15 protein-coding genes are annotated in these 15980 nt (G+C 41.8%); 8 read left to right on the top strand and 7 right to left on the bottom strand.

Features of this window, described 5'->3' with window-relative positions; translation table 11 throughout:
* Positions 1-7 precede the first annotated feature (7 nt).
* The 3 genes from SOO65_RS19975 to SOO65_RS19965 all read left to right on the top strand — a co-directional run bounded on the left by SOO65_RS19975 (position 8) and on the right by SOO65_RS19965 (position 3234).
* The gene (locus tag SOO65_RS19975) at positions 8-601 is read left to right on the top strand and encodes a hypothetical protein (protein WP_321394804.1); all 594 of its coding nucleotides are present in this window, start codon (positions 8-10) and stop codon (positions 599-601) included.
* A gap of 250 nt (positions 602-851) precedes the next feature.
* On the top strand, positions 852-2126 hold the full coding sequence (locus SOO65_RS19970; RefSeq protein WP_321394801.1) for a PopA family porin-like outer membrane protein: 1275 nt from the start codon (positions 852-854) through the stop codon (positions 2124-2126).
* A gap of 193 nt (positions 2127-2319) precedes the next feature.
* Complete coding sequence (locus tag SOO65_RS19965) at positions 2320-3234, top strand: hypothetical protein (protein WP_321394800.1); 915 nt, start codon at positions 2320-2322, stop codon at positions 3232-3234.
* On the opposite strand, the gene SOO65_RS19960 is transcribed toward SOO65_RS19965, so the two are convergent.
* Positions 3231-3413 carry a hypothetical protein gene (locus SOO65_RS19960; protein ID WP_321394798.1) on the bottom strand — a complete coding sequence of 61 codons (183 nt, stop codon included), beginning with the start codon at positions 3411-3413 and terminating at the stop codon, positions 3231-3233. The genes SOO65_RS19965 and SOO65_RS19960 overlap by 4 nt on opposite strands.
* A gap of 141 nt (positions 3414-3554) precedes the next feature.
* Between SOO65_RS19960 and SOO65_RS19955 the strand changes: the two genes are divergently transcribed.
* A complete protein-coding gene (locus tag SOO65_RS19955) occupies positions 3555-5087 on the top strand; it encodes a DUF3413 domain-containing protein (protein WP_321394796.1) in 1533 nt (510 codons plus the stop codon).
* Here the strand turns inward: SOO65_RS19955 and rlmD are convergent.
* Entirely contained in the window at positions 5084-6226 is a 1143-nt protein-coding gene (rlmD, locus tag SOO65_RS19950) for a 23S rRNA (uracil(1939)-C(5))-methyltransferase RlmD (RefSeq protein WP_321394792.1), read from the bottom strand. The two genes, SOO65_RS19955 and rlmD, sit on opposite strands and share 4 nt — an antisense overlap.
* A 30-nt stretch (positions 6227-6256) precedes the next feature.
* Between rlmD and SOO65_RS19945 the strand changes: the two genes are divergently transcribed.
* Positions 6257-7015, top strand: coding sequence for a biosynthetic peptidoglycan transglycosylase (locus tag SOO65_RS19945; protein ID WP_321394789.1), 759 nt, complete (start codon positions 6257-6259; stop codon positions 7013-7015).
* Here the strand turns inward: SOO65_RS19945 and SOO65_RS19940 are convergent.
* Both SOO65_RS19940 and SOO65_RS19935 read right to left on the bottom strand, forming a co-directional pair.
* Positions 7012-7482 carry a tRNA (cytidine(34)-2'-O)-methyltransferase gene (locus SOO65_RS19940; RefSeq protein ID WP_321394786.1) on the bottom strand — a complete coding sequence of 157 codons (471 nt, stop codon included), beginning with the start codon at positions 7480-7482 and terminating at the stop codon, positions 7012-7014. The two genes, SOO65_RS19945 and SOO65_RS19940, sit on opposite strands and share 4 nt — an antisense overlap.
* Complete coding sequence (locus SOO65_RS19935) at positions 7472-9022, bottom strand: leucyl aminopeptidase (protein ID WP_321394782.1); 1551 nt, start codon at positions 9020-9022, stop codon at positions 7472-7474. The genes SOO65_RS19940 and SOO65_RS19935 overlap by 11 nt, the downstream gene beginning before the upstream one ends.
* An 83-nt stretch (positions 9023-9105) precedes the next feature.
* Between SOO65_RS19935 and SOO65_RS19930 the strand changes: the two genes are divergently transcribed.
* Complete coding sequence (locus tag SOO65_RS19930) at positions 9106-10236, top strand: LptF/LptG family permease (RefSeq protein ID WP_321394779.1); 1131 nt, start codon at positions 9106-9108, stop codon at positions 10234-10236.
* A gap of 38 nt (positions 10237-10274) precedes the next feature.
* On the opposite strand, the gene SOO65_RS19925 is transcribed toward SOO65_RS19930, so the two are convergent.
* From SOO65_RS19925 to SOO65_RS19915, 3 genes are all read right to left on the bottom strand, one after another.
* Complete coding sequence (locus SOO65_RS19925; protein WP_321394776.1) at positions 10275-11471, bottom strand: helix-turn-helix domain-containing protein; 1197 nt, start codon at positions 11469-11471, stop codon at positions 10275-10277.
* A 19-nt stretch (positions 11472-11490) separates the two neighbouring features.
* Positions 11491-12330 carry a tetratricopeptide repeat protein gene (locus SOO65_RS19920; RefSeq protein ID WP_321394773.1) on the bottom strand — a complete coding sequence of 280 codons (840 nt, stop codon included), beginning with the start codon at positions 12328-12330 and terminating at the stop codon, positions 11491-11493.
* Positions 12331-12397: 67 nt separating this feature from the next.
* A complete protein-coding gene (locus SOO65_RS19915) occupies positions 12398-13495 on the bottom strand; it encodes a class I SAM-dependent RNA methyltransferase (RefSeq protein ID WP_321394770.1) in 1098 nt (365 codons plus the stop codon).
* A 46-nt stretch (positions 13496-13541) separates the two neighbouring features.
* On the opposite strand from SOO65_RS19915, the gene SOO65_RS19910 reads away from it, so the two are divergent.
* Both SOO65_RS19910 and SOO65_RS19905 read left to right on the top strand, forming a co-directional pair.
* Positions 13542-15269, top strand: coding sequence for a TrkH family potassium uptake protein (locus SOO65_RS19910; protein ID WP_321394767.1), 1728 nt, complete (start codon positions 13542-13544; stop codon positions 15267-15269).
* Positions 15270-15273: 4 nt separating this feature from the next.
* Positions 15274-15969 (top strand): potassium channel family protein, encoded by a 696-nt coding sequence (locus SOO65_RS19905; RefSeq protein WP_321394764.1) that lies wholly within the window; start codon positions 15274-15276, stop codon positions 15967-15969.
* The last annotated feature ends 11 nt before the right edge of the window (positions 15970-15980 follow it).

Raw genomic sequence — 15980 nt, 5'->3', positions numbered from 1 at the left:
AGATAACATGAAATTCTTGCTCGCGTTGGTTCTACTTGTATCATCAGTTATCGCTTCAGCTCAAAGCCGTATCGTTTCTATCGATGCTTTTGATCTTTCGTACACTGGTGGACTTCTTATCAAATCTGATAGCGGTAAAGGCACAGATCGTGATGAGACAACTTTCCGTTTAAATCTTAACTACGCTCAAAACTGGGAACAATACGTTGGTCTTATGTGGAAAGCGAAGGCATACATCAACCGTCAGGACGTTGATTGGGGTGTAGACTCAGTTAACACTGCATGGGGTGCTGCTGGTGGACTTCTTTATAACTTCCAAGCTGACAACATTAAAGAGTCTTTCTTCTTTGGTGCTTTGATCGGTCTTGAAAGAATGACAGTAGAGGCGAAAGGTCTTGATGATGAATCAGGCTTCAATATCTTCACTGATCTTGAGTTTGGTAAGCGTTTTGATCTTGGCCAATACTCAGTTGCGAACATTTCATATGCTCCAACTTTTGCACTAACTCTTAAGCGTTACGGCGGGGATATTCGTGATGAATATTTCAAATCAGGTAACGAAATTAAGATCAACTTTCTTAAGTTTGATATCCTTTTTTAAAATTTCTTAACAAGATTTTTGCTTGTGAAGGCCACCTTAGGGTGGCTTTTTTTTTGTTCTTTCTCCTATGATAGGGGCATCGATCGTCAAAAAACTGATACTCATAGGACCTGTTGTGGTTCTACTGCGAATAAAAATTTTATTGCCAAAGGAATATTGGTTGGTGAGACTTTAACTATTAAATGGATTTTTAGTTTTAGCTACTACATGAATTAGGATGACAGTACGTCATTTTCAAAAAGGAGATTTCATGAAAAAACAGCTAACAGTTGCACTTGGACTTGCTGTTCTAGCAACACCAGCTTTCGCTACGAAGGCTCGTCTTCAGGCTCTAGGCGAAGATTCTTACGGCTCAGCGTACATCAACGACAACCGTAACATCTGGCTTAACTCTGCTCAAGTTAACAACCACAAAGACCTTGTTACTTATGAGTTCGGTGGAAACGTTAACCAAGATTCAAATGAAACTGCACGCGGCGAAGGTGGCGCTTTCAAAGCTATGGGTAACATGGTTTATGGTGTTCAATTCGGTGGTGCTTCTAATACAGGTAACGCTCTTCGCACTGGTGCTGGTCTAATCAGCGCAACTGGTGACTTTACTGATCCAACTAACCCAACAGACGTTTCTTACCAAGGTACAGGCCTTGAAGAGAACAATATTGCTGTTTTCGTTGGTGGTGACATGGGTCTTAAATGGGGTGCGAACCTTGAGTACGCTAAAACTGCTCAAGAAGATTCTCCAGTTTCATCTGAAGCAATGAGAACTCGTCTTGGTGTAATCATGGGTGACACTCAAGTTTACGCTAACATCAACCTTATCAATAACGCTAAAGGTGAAACTTCTGTAACTCCAAGCGCTGGTGCTGTTAATCTTGATGGTACAGCGAAGTTCGAAGGTGACCTTGGTTACCAAGTTGGTGCTATCCACGCTATCAACGGTAATACACTTTTCGTAGACTACCGTTCATTCGATATGAGCTCAGACATCAACGCTACAGGTACTCTTGGTACAATTGACCAGAAGAAAGATATCTCATCTAAGCAAGGTGAAATCGGTATTGGCCGTGTTGAGCGTCTTAACGACAAAACAAGCCTTTTCTTAAAAGGATCATTCTTCATGCGTGATATTGAAAATGATCACGGTAAAGGTGCTGGTACATCAGCAACTCTATTCGGTCTACTTTGTTCAAACGGTGGTATCACTGCTTGTGAAGAGTACAAAACTCAACGTGTTCCAGTTGTTATCGGTCTTGAGACAGAAGCAACTTCTTGGTTAACACTTCGTGGTTCAGTATCTCAAGTTGTTTGGGGTACAAACAAAATCAACGGAACAGAATCAACTGTTCGTAACTCTACAGCGATCAACGCTGGTGCAACTCTTAAGTTCGGCGAACTTTCAGTTGACGGTGTAATCGGTACAGCTGATGCTGCTACTGCTGTTGCAGGTGAAAACACTGCTGGTGGTAACGGTACACTTCGCACAGACAACCTTATGTCTCGTGTAGCTATGACTTACCGTTTCTAATCTTTTCTTAACTGATAAAGATACGAGGGCCCGGATTTCCGGGCCCTTTTTCGTTTCTGCCCATCTAATCTTAAGGATTCAGTCCCATTCCGACTCCAATCTAGCTAAAAACCCTGCCAATCCCTGTTAGGAAAATCCATTAGTTATTTTTTAACTAAAATAGTACAATTTTTTAAACACAAGGAGCTGATCGATGAAAAGTATGATCGCGGTAGCGGGTCTACTTGCTGTTTCTGCAGCAAGCGCACAAGAACTTAAATTTGGTGATGTTAACTATTTCTTTAAAGCACACCAACAAAACGTAACTTTCGATTTTTCACAGCGCTATTATAAGTCTGCTGATAAAGATAATAACAATGCTGAAACTCGCGGAAATCTTTTCGCAGCAACTTATACTTATGCATTCACTGATCAGTTCAATGCATTCGCTGGTCTTGATTACATCATCAACAACCAGACTGAAGATAAGACGAATGGTCAAAACTCTTACTACAGCAACGGTCTAGCTAACCCAACTCTTGGTTTAAACTACCGTGCTCTTAATCAAACTTCATCTCGTTACAATTTAGACTTTGGTCTAGTTGGAAAATTTCACATTGAACAAGCTAAGCGAGGTTCTTTTGGTCCAGGACCGAAAGATGGTAACTATGCGGAAGGTAGAAACTCTCTAGAGTTGAATGCTCGCATGGGTCGCAAGTGGAATGAAGCAAACGAATGGCAATTGGCCGCTGGTTTTATTTACTTCCAAGACGGTGATTACAAGCAAAGATCAGCAGCTGGTAACACAACAGTAGATCAAGATTCATCACAAGATATCTACCTTCGTGCTACTTACCAATACCGCCCAGTGAACGAGTTCATGGTACTTCTATCTGCTCAGGCAACTCGAGTGGGTGAGGTTGATGGTGATATCAAGAACGATGAGCACGTTGACATGGATTTCCGTTTCACTGCTAAGTACCTCGTCACTGAGACATTCATTGCAAAGTTCAACTACGGCATGTCTCGTAACTCTGATTACGATATTCAACCAGATGGCGGAGTTAAAAACGAAGAGAAGAAGCGTCGTGAAAACTTCTTCGGCCTTGGCGTAGATTTCCTTTTCTAATCTTTTTTCTTACCAGGTCGGGAAGCAAACTGTGCTTCTCGACCTTTCAAGATCTTCAAAAGCACTAATTCCCGATTACATTCAACGCCTTTTTCATCCATCAGATGCTCAATCTGTTGAATAACGTCTTCGATTTCTGAGAGTTGTTCCAGGAGTTTTAAAGAATGTCGGACGATCATACCCACCTCGCTCTGTATAAATCGTAATACGAAAGTTTGATATATCAAACATATTTTTCAAAAGGAAAGAATTACCCTGAGAATCCGGCTGCTTAATGCGGTGTGTTTCCATTAGAATAGAAAGGAATTAAAGAGGCATACATGAATCGCAGAAGTTTCGGACTATCTTGGGGACGTAAGATTTTTTTTGGCATTTCTTGGCCATTATCAACACTGATCGCACTCCTTTATCTTAAAAGTTTTGTTCTCCCACAGACAGCAACAGATTGGGTGTATTACGTCACAACGTTAATTGGCCATTATGGTATAGCGAACGCATTGGTGTACTTTCTTTTGTACTGTCCAATCGTTCTCTTGATGCCGACATATTACGTGTCACGATTCTGGTCGCTCATTCTTATTCTGGTGTTGAATTCATTCATCTTACTAGATGCAATTGCATTCTCTTCTTACCAACTTCACATCTACAGCTTCTTATCTAAACTTGTGATGTCAGAAGGTATTCAAAATCTTGTTGGCCCAAATGGAACAATGTTGGGAGTTATCGGGCTTATTGTTCTTGCGGTTGTTATCTGGATCCGTGGTGAAAAAGTTTGGCGTTATATGCAAACTCGTTTCAGTAACCCGGTGAAAAATTGGTACTTAGTTTTAATCGTGCTTTGCTTAGTTATCGGTAAAGCGATCTATCACTACGGAAGTATTGATCCGCGTTTATCTTCACTTTTCCCTCTGGATTTTAATCCTAAGAGAGAAACAGAAACTAAGGTCGTAGATACTCGTACTCTTCATTATCCTTCATCAAAACTTAATTGTACGGGCAAGAGCAATCCAAACATCGTGATGATTGTGATTAAAGAGTGGTCTCAGGATCAATTAAACTCTGAACTTATGCCAAATGTTTTCCATATGAAGAGACATGGTGTGAGCTTCAATGCTCACTATGGTGTTAGTACTGATGCGAACGGTGGGATTTTCTCACTCTATTATTCGATCCCTTCAAGTTATCAGACAACTGCTAAGGACATTAATCCTGCGATCATGACTGAGTTTGATCGTCGTCAGTATGAAATCGTTGATCTTGGTAACGATGCTTCTGCTACATCAACTCCTGCTGAGCATGATGAAAAGACTGTTCAGGCGTTCAAAGACTGGGCCGACAATCGTTCTTCAGAGGTGATTCAATCCTACTCGTTGAATCTGACTTTTGTTCAGCATCCTGGGGAAGTAGATAAGCACATCCAGACAGTGGTGCTTGAGCTTCAAAAAGAAGGTCTTCTTAAAGACACTTATATCGTCATGACAGGTGGATATCCGGGAGCATCGAATTTAATGATGCCACTGCTGGTATTTACTCCAGAGAGAAAAGCAGATGAAGTTGATCATGCTACTTCACACTATGATGTCATTCCAACTCTTATGGACACAGCACTTGGTTGTAAGAAGGTTTATCACTCTGTAGGTTTGGGTACTTCTTTATATGACGAAGGCAGAGACTGGCTTTTAGTGAGTGGTCAGGATAGTTTCAAAATTCTTGATCTTAAAAACTCAGTTCTTACGACAGTTTCCGGGGGAGATATCTCGGATGTTTCTCTTAAAGGTGGCGAGGCCCAGCCACGTCGTGAATTGATCTTTAAGGCCCTTAAGATCAATAACAAATATACAAAACCGAATTAAGCTTTAAGTTCCAGCAGCACCAGCGTTTCAAAATGTCTGGTCTGCGGGAACATATCAAACAATTGAACTCTCTTCACAGAATAGTGGGGGGAGAGCTTCTTAAGATCCTGCGCAAGCGTTTCATAATTACAGCTAGAATAGATAAGATGATTTGGTCGTTGATTGATGATCAAGTCAGTGGCATCCGCGAGTCCTCTTCGAGGAGGATTAACAAGCATTACTTCCGGATTAAACTTCATCAGTTCACTGGCGACTTTTCCCGCATCCGCGCTTTTGAATTTGAGGTGAGGAAGATTTTGTTTTTCGGCAGTGAGATTTGCCTGTTGAACAGCATCTGCATTGATTTCAATACCAAGGCCCTCTTCGATATTTTTGGCGGCAAAGAAACTGAAAGCTCCTTGTCCACAGAAGAGTTCTAAGAACTTTTTTGAGCCTGATTCCTTCACCCAATCAGCGGCGGTTGCATAAAGTTTTTCCGCAACTGCTTGATTGGTCTGAACAAAAGCACGTGGCCCGAGTTTCATATCAACCGTGCCTAAGCGATGATTCACTGAAGAAGTTTGAGTGATGAAAACTTCCTCATCACCTTCGAGTAGTGCGTGAGGTACTGGTTGAATATTCACTGAAAGGGACTTCAAGTGAGGCAAATCATTTAATAGAGCATGATGGTGTTTGGTAATACGAGTGACGGCCTCTTTCGAGCGCATGATGAAGCGAAGATATGATTCTTTGCTGGAAGGAGAGTAAAAAAGAATGATTCCTTTGAGCTCACCTTTTTTCGCTTCAATGTTATAAGGTACTAACTTTGCTTCAGTGATGAATTTCTTAATCGCCGGGAGAGCTTGATTAATCTCATCCAAGTGGAGAGGGCAATTTAGAAGTTCTCTGCCTGAATCCAGATTTTTCTCGCCCCATAGTCCAATCACAGGATTTTCCATGGTGCCAGTTACGACAAACTTCGCTTTATTTCTAAAAGAGAATTCCTGAGAAGCGACTGAAGGAAGAAGCGAGACTGAAAAATCATTGAGTGATTCTGACAACAGTTTCTCTTTCATCTGAAGCTGATCACGGTAATCCACTTCCATGAGATCACATGAACGACAAATGCCTTGTTGAAAGTAACCACAAATATTTTTCATAAAGTATAATCATACTCATAACGAGGAAAGATGATAAGGGCAAGTTTCAAACCAGTACTTTGGAAGATTCTATATGTGGTCATCGTACTGATGCTCCTTAGTCCTCTTTATATGTACTTCTCACATGATGTAGAGAAGCTTAAAACGCTTTATCCCCATGCTAAAAATCAAAATGTAGAAACCCCGGAATATGAAATCAAACAGGGCCGACCAAAGAACTGGGCGAGCCTCAAAGAAATGTCGAGCTATGCTAAGTGGGCCATCATCTTTTCGGAAGATTGGAGCTTCTACCAACATCAAGGCATTGATATTGAACAGATGAAAGTGGCCCTAGGTGAAATGGCGGATGGTGAAAGATTTAGAGGGGCAAGTACCATTACTCAGCAGATGGTGAAAAACGTTTATCTTTCTGAAGATCGAACCATCTGGCGGAAGCTCCATGAAATCATTCTTGCCCAGAAAGTAGAGAAGGTCCTTACTAAGGCCCGGATTCTGGAAGTGTATTTAAATGTGATTGAATTTGGACCGAAGATTCATGGAATCAAGGCCGCTTCTTATCATTACTTTAGAAAGCATCCTTCCGCCATTAATCCCAGAGAGGCTGCATTCCTGGCGATGCTTTTACCAAGCCCTAAGCGCTATTATGTTTCTTATAAGAACAAAAAGCTCACGAACTTTGCTCGTCAGAGAGTGAATGCCATTCTGGTTAAAATGCGCATGGGGAAAGTGCTTTCTCTTGATCAGTATGAATCACAGAAAAATTCGAGATTGTCCTGGGAAAAAAATTAGATCATGTGACGTAGGCACTCATAAGCAACCGCGGTGGCCACATTTGATAGATTCAACGAACGAATCTCATTTGAATACATCGGAAGGCGATAGATTTGAGATCTATACTCTTCTTCAACAGCGTAAGGAATGCCCTTCGTTTCTCCACCGAAGATCAAGTAACAATCCTGGCCATAGGGAGCATCGTAATGAAGTTTCTCACCGTTGTTCTCAAAGAAAAAAAGTTTCTCGCGCTCTGGTTTTTCACGGATCAGAAAATCTTCCCAAGATTCAAACTCACGTAGCTTTACATGTTTCCAATAATCCAGACCGGCACGACGAACGGCCTTCTCATCAATCTCGAAGCCATAAGGCTTAATCAAGATAAGCTCTAGATTAAGGGCAACACAAGTGCGCCCGATACTCCCGGTATTACCGGGAATCTCAGGCGCAAATAGTACAATCTTAAATTTGGTATTATTTTGCATTAACCAATAGGTGAGTAAGAGTACGAACGATTAGACCAGAAGCTCCGTGGCCAGAACAGTAAGGAAGGTGTGATTGAGAATCAACAACACCTGCAACGTCTAGGTGGGCCCATTTAATGTCGTTTTTAATGAACTCTTCAAGGAAAGCAGCGCCGATTGCAGTACCAGCTCTCATTGGAGTACCAATGTTTTTGATATCAGCGATCTTAGACTTAATGTCTTGTCTCCACTCATTAATGATTGGAAGTTGCCACATATATTCGTCTTGAGCTTTTGCAGAACCAAGAATTTCATTGATCCACTTCTGATCGTTACCAAGGATCGCACAAACCTGGTTACCAAGGGCCACTAGAGCAGCTCCAGTAAGAGTTGCAGCGTCGATGATGTAATCAGGACCTTGGTCACAAGCGTAATCAAGAGCATCACCAAGAATCAAACGACCTTCAGCATCTGTGTTCAGGATTTCGCAAGTTTTTCCATTACGAGCAGTCACGATTGCATCAGGAGTAGTTGCAAGTTCATTGATCGCATTGTCAGTCATAGCAAGGATACAAGTGATTTTAACTGGAGCTTTTTCAAGAACTGCAGCACGGAAAGCACCGTAAACAGTTGCTGAACCACCCATATCGTTTTTCATGCCGGCCATGCTTGCACCTGGCTTCACACAGTATCCACCTGTATCGAAAGTAATACCTTTACCAACAAGAGCGATGTGCTTTGTCTTAGAATTTGACTTAGGTGGCTCATAAGTAAGGTGAACAAGGCGAGGCTCGTAAGCTGAACCAGCGTTCACAGAAAGGAACATGCCCATTTTTTCTTTTTGGATTTGTGCCTTGTTAAGAACTTTGATTTTTACACCTTTAAGGTTCTTCTTAACGTCAGCTTCTACACGACGAGCATACTCTTCAGAATGAAGAACGTTTGGTGCTTCGTTAACGTAGTCTTTAATAACGTTGATTGATTCACAGATGTTTTGAGTTGAAGCAAGTGCTTTCTCGATTTTTGCTGAGTTCTTTTTCTCAACGTGAGCAAACACCACAGTTACTTCAGTCGCTTCTGGCTTTTTCGACTTATATTTATCGAAAGAGTAGTCAGAAAGATAAATCGCTTCAGCAATTAGAGAAGTTGTAAGAGCTTCATCTTTAACAGTGTTGAAACCAGGAACGTCGAAAGCAACAGTTGAAAATTTTCCAGCTTTAGCGGCCTTGTAAATTTTAGCAACTGACTTACGAAGATCTTCTGCTTCATATTTTGTTTTATCGCCAAGACCAACAACCCAAACTGTTTCGCCAGTAGCACCAGTGAATGAAAGAGTTTCGTCTTTGGCACCTTTGAATTTCGCAGCAGATTTTAAGTTTGCGAATTCTTCTTTAAGACCTTTATCTGACCAGTGGTCGATAGAAACTGATGATTCAGCCTTAGCTGCTTTAGCACCTTTAGTTGGTTTTGCTGCTGTCGTAGCAGTTTTTTGGAATGCAGTGAGGATCTTTAATTCAGCGCCGAGGAACTGATCCCCAACAGTGTCGAGTTTAAATAGCATGGAAGCTCCTTTATTGATCACCCTATTCTGCCATTTCTTGAAGGAAAGGTGAATCTGGAGTATTTTGTTCTTAGGATAAAAATATGAAGCTTTTATTACAACGATACCTTGCCGCACAATTTGTTCTGCCCCTGGTGGTAAGTACCATCTTCTTTATTAGCTTTCTATTGACCTTTGAGCTGTTCCGTATGACGGAACTTCTGGTAACTCGAGACATTTCTCTGTGGTTTACTCTCAAACTAGTGGGAAATATTGCTTTAACCTTCGTTCCGCTCTCACTTCCCATTGCAGTGTTCTTCTCAACTATTTATTGCTTAAATCGAATTTCGGGTGACTCAGAATATATTGCTATGCGCGCTGGTGGGTTAACAAAGTTTAAGATCATGCTGCCGTTTCTGATAATTGCGGCGATTTTAACTGCAAGTGTGTACCAGCTAAACCAAACCGTTATTCCTAAATCAAATAAGGCCTTCAAACAAAAGCTAAATTATTTGACCTCAAGCGGACTCCTTGCCGGTATTAAAGAAGGCCAATTCTTTACTTTAATTCCTAGTTTGACTCTCTTTGCGAGTAAATCGACTAAGTATGGCCGAAACCTAGATGAGGTTTTCCTTCATATTCAGGAAAATCCCCAGAACTCGAAGGTTATTTTTGCTAAGAGAGGAGAGCTTATTTTCGAAAGAGATGCTGATTCTCTGACTGAGAAATTGACCCTCGTTCTGCACGATGGAAATATTGTGGGCCAGGCCAAGGGCACGGACCAGGAAAAGATCTTGTTCCAAAAATATGTGTTTCCGGTTTCTCAGCAACAATTTGAAGACCGTCTGAGTATCAAGGAAACCATGCTTTCTTCGAAGGAACTTGAAGGAGTCTTGAAGATGACTCCGGAGGAAGCAGAAAAGGCCTATCGTTTTAACAAAAAAGAGTTCTTTAACGCTAAATATGAATTCTGGAACCGAAAGAACGGCGCCTTTGTGTGCTTTATTTTTTGTTTTCTAGGTTTCACCTTGGGGGTCACGGGTAACAGGGGTAAGGGCAAAAACTCAGGACTTATTGGTCTAGTGTGCCTGATTCTTTATTATGGCCTCTACTTCTCACTCGTAAGTTTTGCAAAGAAAGAGACAATTCCTATTCCGGTGGCAGTGTTCTTGCCGATGACTGTGATGATGGGATTGGGTCTGTGGTTTTATCGTAAGCTAGATTGGCAGTCATAAAAAAAGGCCAGATTACTCTGGCCTTTTTTTATTCTTAACTATTGGTTGGCTTTTCTTTTCTCTAATTCTTCTTCTTCCAGTTTCATTCTCTTGATGTAATCCTCAGCAGTGTAGAGGATATCGTCTTTTGCCTTCGGGAAGAGTGGCAATTGGAATTTAGCATTGCTTTCTTCCGGGAAGATCAGACTCTTGACCCCAGATTTTGTCGGAGTTTCGATCAGGTAGTTATTGTAGAAAATCTTAGTTACTTTCACGTTTCCTAAGAAAATTCTGATTTCATTACCTTGTAGGAACAAATCACTGTCTTTATTAATGATCACGCTTTCAATTGGATTGGCATCAATCTTATAGCTTAACCAAGTGTTACCTTCTGTCGCGCGGATATAGATGTTCTGAATATCAGAATTCATCGAGTCCTTGATTTGCTGAGGAAGAATTGCAGTGTCTTCATTTTCCGGGGCATCCGTTTTCACAGAGAATAATTTCCCACGTACTTTCTTAAATTCAATAGTCGGGAAGTTTCTTGGGAAATCAGGCTCTGGTTTTACTTCTTCTTTCTTAACTTCAGCTGCCGGAGGAGTCGCCTCAGTCGAAGCTGCAGTTGTGGCCGTTGCTTCAGTCTTTGGAGGTTCTGGTGCTTTTTCAGGTTGTTTTACCAGGGCCGAACTTGACTCGATTTTCGGACCAAGATCTTTTTCCTGCTGACCATTCACTTCGCTCTCTACCACTGTAGAAATAAGCTTGTAACCGCCAACAAAAAGTAAAATCACAGCACCGAAGATCACTATAGGCAGAATTGATTTCGTACTATCAATGATTGAGTCGCCGCTTTCAATTACTTCATGCGGAGTAGGTGTTTCTTCTGTAGGAGTTCTTTGAACTCCGGCCGGTTGACCAGGAGTAGGTGTGGCCATGCCCTTAGTATGATTCAGGAAGGGAAATGGTTTTCCTAAAACATTCAGATAAGTATATTCCATCTTAGTGATGGCCTCATCCTGTGGAATGCCCAGAACTTTAACGTAACTTTGTACGAAGCCCTTAATATAAGCGGCACTAGGCAAATGATCATAGTCATTGGCCTCGAGGCTTTTCAGAATGTTCACGCTGATCTTTGTCTTCTGAGAAAGCTTCTCAAGCGTGAAGTTTTTGTCGAGACGCTTTTGCTTCAGGTACTCACCGAGAAGTCCCATACCAGCATTCGTCCCTTCTCCCTGGTTCGTTTCTTGTTTTTCCATTTACCCCATCCTTGGTGTATTAGAAATCTGGAGATTCAAGCACCTTCCGTGATGCATGAGATTCTGTAGATTTATTTCTTAATTCAATTTCGTTTAATTCAAGAGCTTTTGTACGTGCCTTAACTGCGTAAGTTGTCTTAGCAAAGCGAGTATCAATTTCATCAAGCTTGATACGGGCCTCGTCGTAACGACGTAGTTCAATCAAAGTCAGGGCCTGGTAGAAGTGTGGAGCAGGCATATCAAAGCAAGTTCCCATTGAAGCTTCTTTAAAGTTTGTCAGAGCAGAGTTGAACTGACGACGCTGATATTGAACCAGTCCAAGCTGATAATAGGCCGGACAGTAGTTATCATCTTCCTTAATTGATTTTTTGAAGTAGTTCTCAGCGCTCACAGTGTTTCTGCGGCTCTGAAGTTCGATGATACCAAGATTGTAATAGGTGCGAGCTTGCTTATCGTAAGTCAGATCTTTTAGAACTTGTTTGTAGATGGTTTCAGCTTTTTGAACTTCTCCATCTTTGTAGAAGATTGAAGCAAGATTCACGCGTGCATCTGAGTTGCGATCATCGGCCTCAAGTGCGGCGTTCAATGTACGCACGGCCAGATCTTTTTCGCCCTTAAAGTAATAGGCCATACCAAGATTGTTCAGGATCTCAGTGTTATTTGGATTTAGTTCATTGGCCTTGACTAAATTTTTCAGGGCCTCAGTATACTGACGCTCCATTAAACTCTGTGTTCCAGCACCGTAATAAATTTCTGCTTGTTTTTGTTGAAGCTGAGTTTGTTTTGAAGCACATGAAGCCAGCGCAAATAGGCACAGGAATACGATCCCCGAAGATTTTAAACTATTGGCTTTAAACATGGCCCCTCCTAACAAAGAAATGCTTTATTTAATTCTAAGTAAGGAGGTCATTTTTGTAAAAAGAAAATCAGCTTTTTCTCTCGAGAATTAAGAAACTTTCGAAATGAAAGGTTGAGGGAAAAAAATCGATCAAAAAGGCCTTACAAACGGAATAGTCTTCCAGGCCCATCACGTCTCGGGCAAGAGTATGAGGATCACAGCTGACATAAGCGATCGTTTTAGGTTTTAGTACTTCAATCCATTCTTTTAGGTTCTTCAAACCAGAGCGAGGAGGGTCCAGCAGGAGGTTCTCAATACTGAGTTCACGTTTTTTTAGCTCAGATTGAATCCTTTTCAGGGCCGAGTCATCATAAATGTTCTGGTTAACAAAGTCCGTTCCAGGAATTTGAGAGTAGAGATCCACACATAAGCGTTTAGAATAATTCAGACCGTTGCTGAGATTTCCATTACCAGCAAACAAGTCGAGTAAATGAGTCGACTTATTTAAGGTCCATTCTTCATGCAGAATGGTTTTAAGCTTTTGGTTCATTTCTTCAAACACTTGAGTGAAGCCGCCATCTGCATAGGGACGGTTCCAGGATGTTTTAATCTGATTTTGAACCCAATAAATTTCAACATGACCTTCCGGTTGTCCCTTGGGAACCTCTTTTAACCATTGATCTTGATGATAAAGGCGTTGAATTTCTGACTTAACTTCAGGAAGTCCGATGAGGCACTCTGGTATGGCCGTAACCCGGTTTGCCTGATCCTTCATTCCAATTAGCTTAGATTTGAGACTATAATGCAGCTGAATTCGGTTTCTATATTCAAATCTTCGTGTTGCACCAATGACTTGAACCTCAGGAAGGGCAAGTTTTCTGAAAAGCTTTTGAAAACTCTCTTTTTTAAATCCTAGTTCGTCCTCATAACTCACATGTTGGTAGTGGCAAGAGGGACAAGTACCAAAATGAATACATGCCGGGGGAATTCTGCGGGGAGACGGTGTTGAAAGTTCATGAACCTTAGCAAAGGCGACGCCTTTTCTTTCGGCAAGAATTTCAGCGACCCCCTTGTCACCGACTGTCGTTTTAGCAATAAATGTAACCTTATCACCGAGTTTACTGACTCCCTGTCCAAGGCTATCCATGCCAGTAATTTCGAAAGGGACGAGGCGTTTTTGTCGCATGAACAAATCCTAGGATTGTTTATAAAAAGGACGTAAAATTAGCGTTATGAATTATTTTATGGGAAGAATACCATTGTTGCTCGAAATTTTCGTCAATGGATTCTTTGTACTCGTTTATACCTTACAAAAGGCCAACCGGTTTCCGCATTTCCTTGCCAAGATTCCGATGGAGCTTATTCTTACCCACGCTATTTGGGTCGTTCCGTTAGTTCTCTTTATAACCCTTGCTTCAAACTTTTTAAAGAGTGATGGTTTTGAAGATTTCTTCCGTCGTTATGTTTTTTCTCTGATTATTTTCGTTCCCCTGATGATTACCTGGGGAGACATTGAATTTATTTATTGGTTATCCGCCGTGCACTTGTTTTCAACCGTTATTTCTTTCTATGAAAAAGAGGAAACGGCCACGAAGGCCAACTTTACCGGAGCTAGTAGTTTTCTCTTCCGTTTAAAGCTGGCACCAGCCGAGGTAGTCCTATTGTCTTTCGGAGGTTGGATTTTTCTTGGTGCTCTCATTCTGATTCTCCCAGTTTCAGCGGCCCCGGGTAAAAGCATTGCTTTTATCGATGCCCTCTTTATGGCCACCTCTGCCACTTGTGTGACCGGGCTTTCTTCAATCTCTTTGCCGGATGAATTCAGTATTTTTGGCCAAATGGTGATGTTGATTCTTACACAAGTTGGTGGTCTCGGTATCATGACCCTCTCAAGTTCCATGGCCGTGATCATGGGAAAAAACCTTCAGATGAGAGAGCAGGTGATCATGCATGACGTGCTTGATACATCAAGTTCCGAGGAACTGTTAGGACTGATTGTAGACATCATCCGTTATACGTTTGTGATCGAGTTTATTGGCGCCATAATATTAACCATGGGTTTCTATCAGGAAGGTTTTGAAATTGGGCAGGCCCTTTACTTCGGATTTTTTCACTCAATCATGGCGTTCTGTAATGCAGGATATGCCTTGTTTAATAACAACTTTGAAGATTTTAAATTTGAGCCACTGATTACGATGACTGTTGCCTGCCTGATCATTTTGGGTGGTATCGGTTTCTCAGTGATGAAGGATGTTGGTAACGCCGTAAAGTACAAACGCTCTTTCAAGAATCTCACGGTTCATACCAAAATCGTATTGTCTGTGAACACCTTGCTTTTAGCTTTCGGTACAATTTATCTCTTCTTTGGAGAGTTCCTGCATGCTTTCCAGGACATGTCTATGTGGGAAAGATTCCAGGTCTCGTTCTTCCAGTCAGTAACTCCAAGAACGGCGGGTTTTAACACCATTAATTTGAACGCCCTTCATCCGCACAGTCTTTATATGTTAGTGCTCTTGATGTTCATTGGTGCCTCACCTGGTTCAACCGGTGGTGGTGTGAAGACCACAACATTTGCGGTACTCTTGCAATCGGTAACGGCGACTCTTAAAGGTAAGTTTGATGTGGAGTTTTTTGAGAGAAGAATTCCCGCAGCCACGGTCGTGAAATCCATCGCCATCTTCATTATCTCACTTATTGTAGTGAGTGTCGGGGTGCTTGTGATGATGCGACTTGAGCCGGATAAGAGTTTCCTAGCACTGCTCTTTGAAGTTACAAGTGCCTTCGGTACGGTCGGTCTTTCTCTAGGAATTACGCCGTTTCTGACAGTGCTTGGAAAAATTACCATCATTCTCATGATGTTTGTTGGTCGAGTAGGACCTCTTACTCTCGTACTGGCAGTTGGATCTCGTGCTGTATTACCAAATAAAGTTGAATACCCTGAAGGGAAAGTACTAATAGGATAAAAATATGATTGTTGCTGTAATCGGACTAGGAACATTCGGAGCAAAAACTGCGGTTCGTTTGTTTGAAAAAGGGGCGGAAGTTCTTGCGATTGATTCCAATCCGGAGCTGGTGGACCGAATTAAAGATAAGGTTTCTCACGCTATTTGTATCGACGTGACTCAAGAAAAATCGCTTCGAGCGGTTAATATCTCAGACGTAGATACGGCGATTGTGGCGATCGGTGACAACATTGAAATGAGTATCATGTCAGTTGCGATGCTGAGAAAGCTCGGGGTAGGACGAGTGGTTGCCCGTGCAACGACGCCACTTCATGAGCACGTTCTTCGCGAGATTGGTGCTTCTGAAATCATCAAAGTAGAGGAAGAAATGGGAGAGATCGTAGCGAGTAAGATCGCCGCTCCTCACGTTCTTCAACGTTATAACTTTGCCGCCGGCTACTCGATTGTAGAGTTAAAGCTTGGTAAGGCCTTTGAAGGGAAGACCCTTGTTGAGTCACAGATTCGTCAGAACTATTCACTAAACATCGTGGCCCTTCAAAAGCGTGTTCCTTATATCAGTGAAGAAGGTAAGGCCGCTTACCGAGTGGTGATTAACGATTCACCTCTACCAATGGATGTGATTGAGGCCGATGACATTGTGGTTATCGTGGGTAGTGAAAAGAACCTTGATCGCCTGTTCTCGGATTTAGAAGAAGTATAATTTTTCGGAGT

The sequence above is a fragment of the Peredibacter starrii genome, from assembly GCF_034259205.1.
GTDB classification, from domain to species: domain Bacteria; phylum Bdellovibrionota; class Bacteriovoracia; order Bacteriovoracales; family Bacteriovoracaceae; genus Peredibacter; species Peredibacter starrii.
Note: the sequence above shows the minus strand (reverse complement) of the source record. Positions and strands in the feature narration are given on the sequence as shown.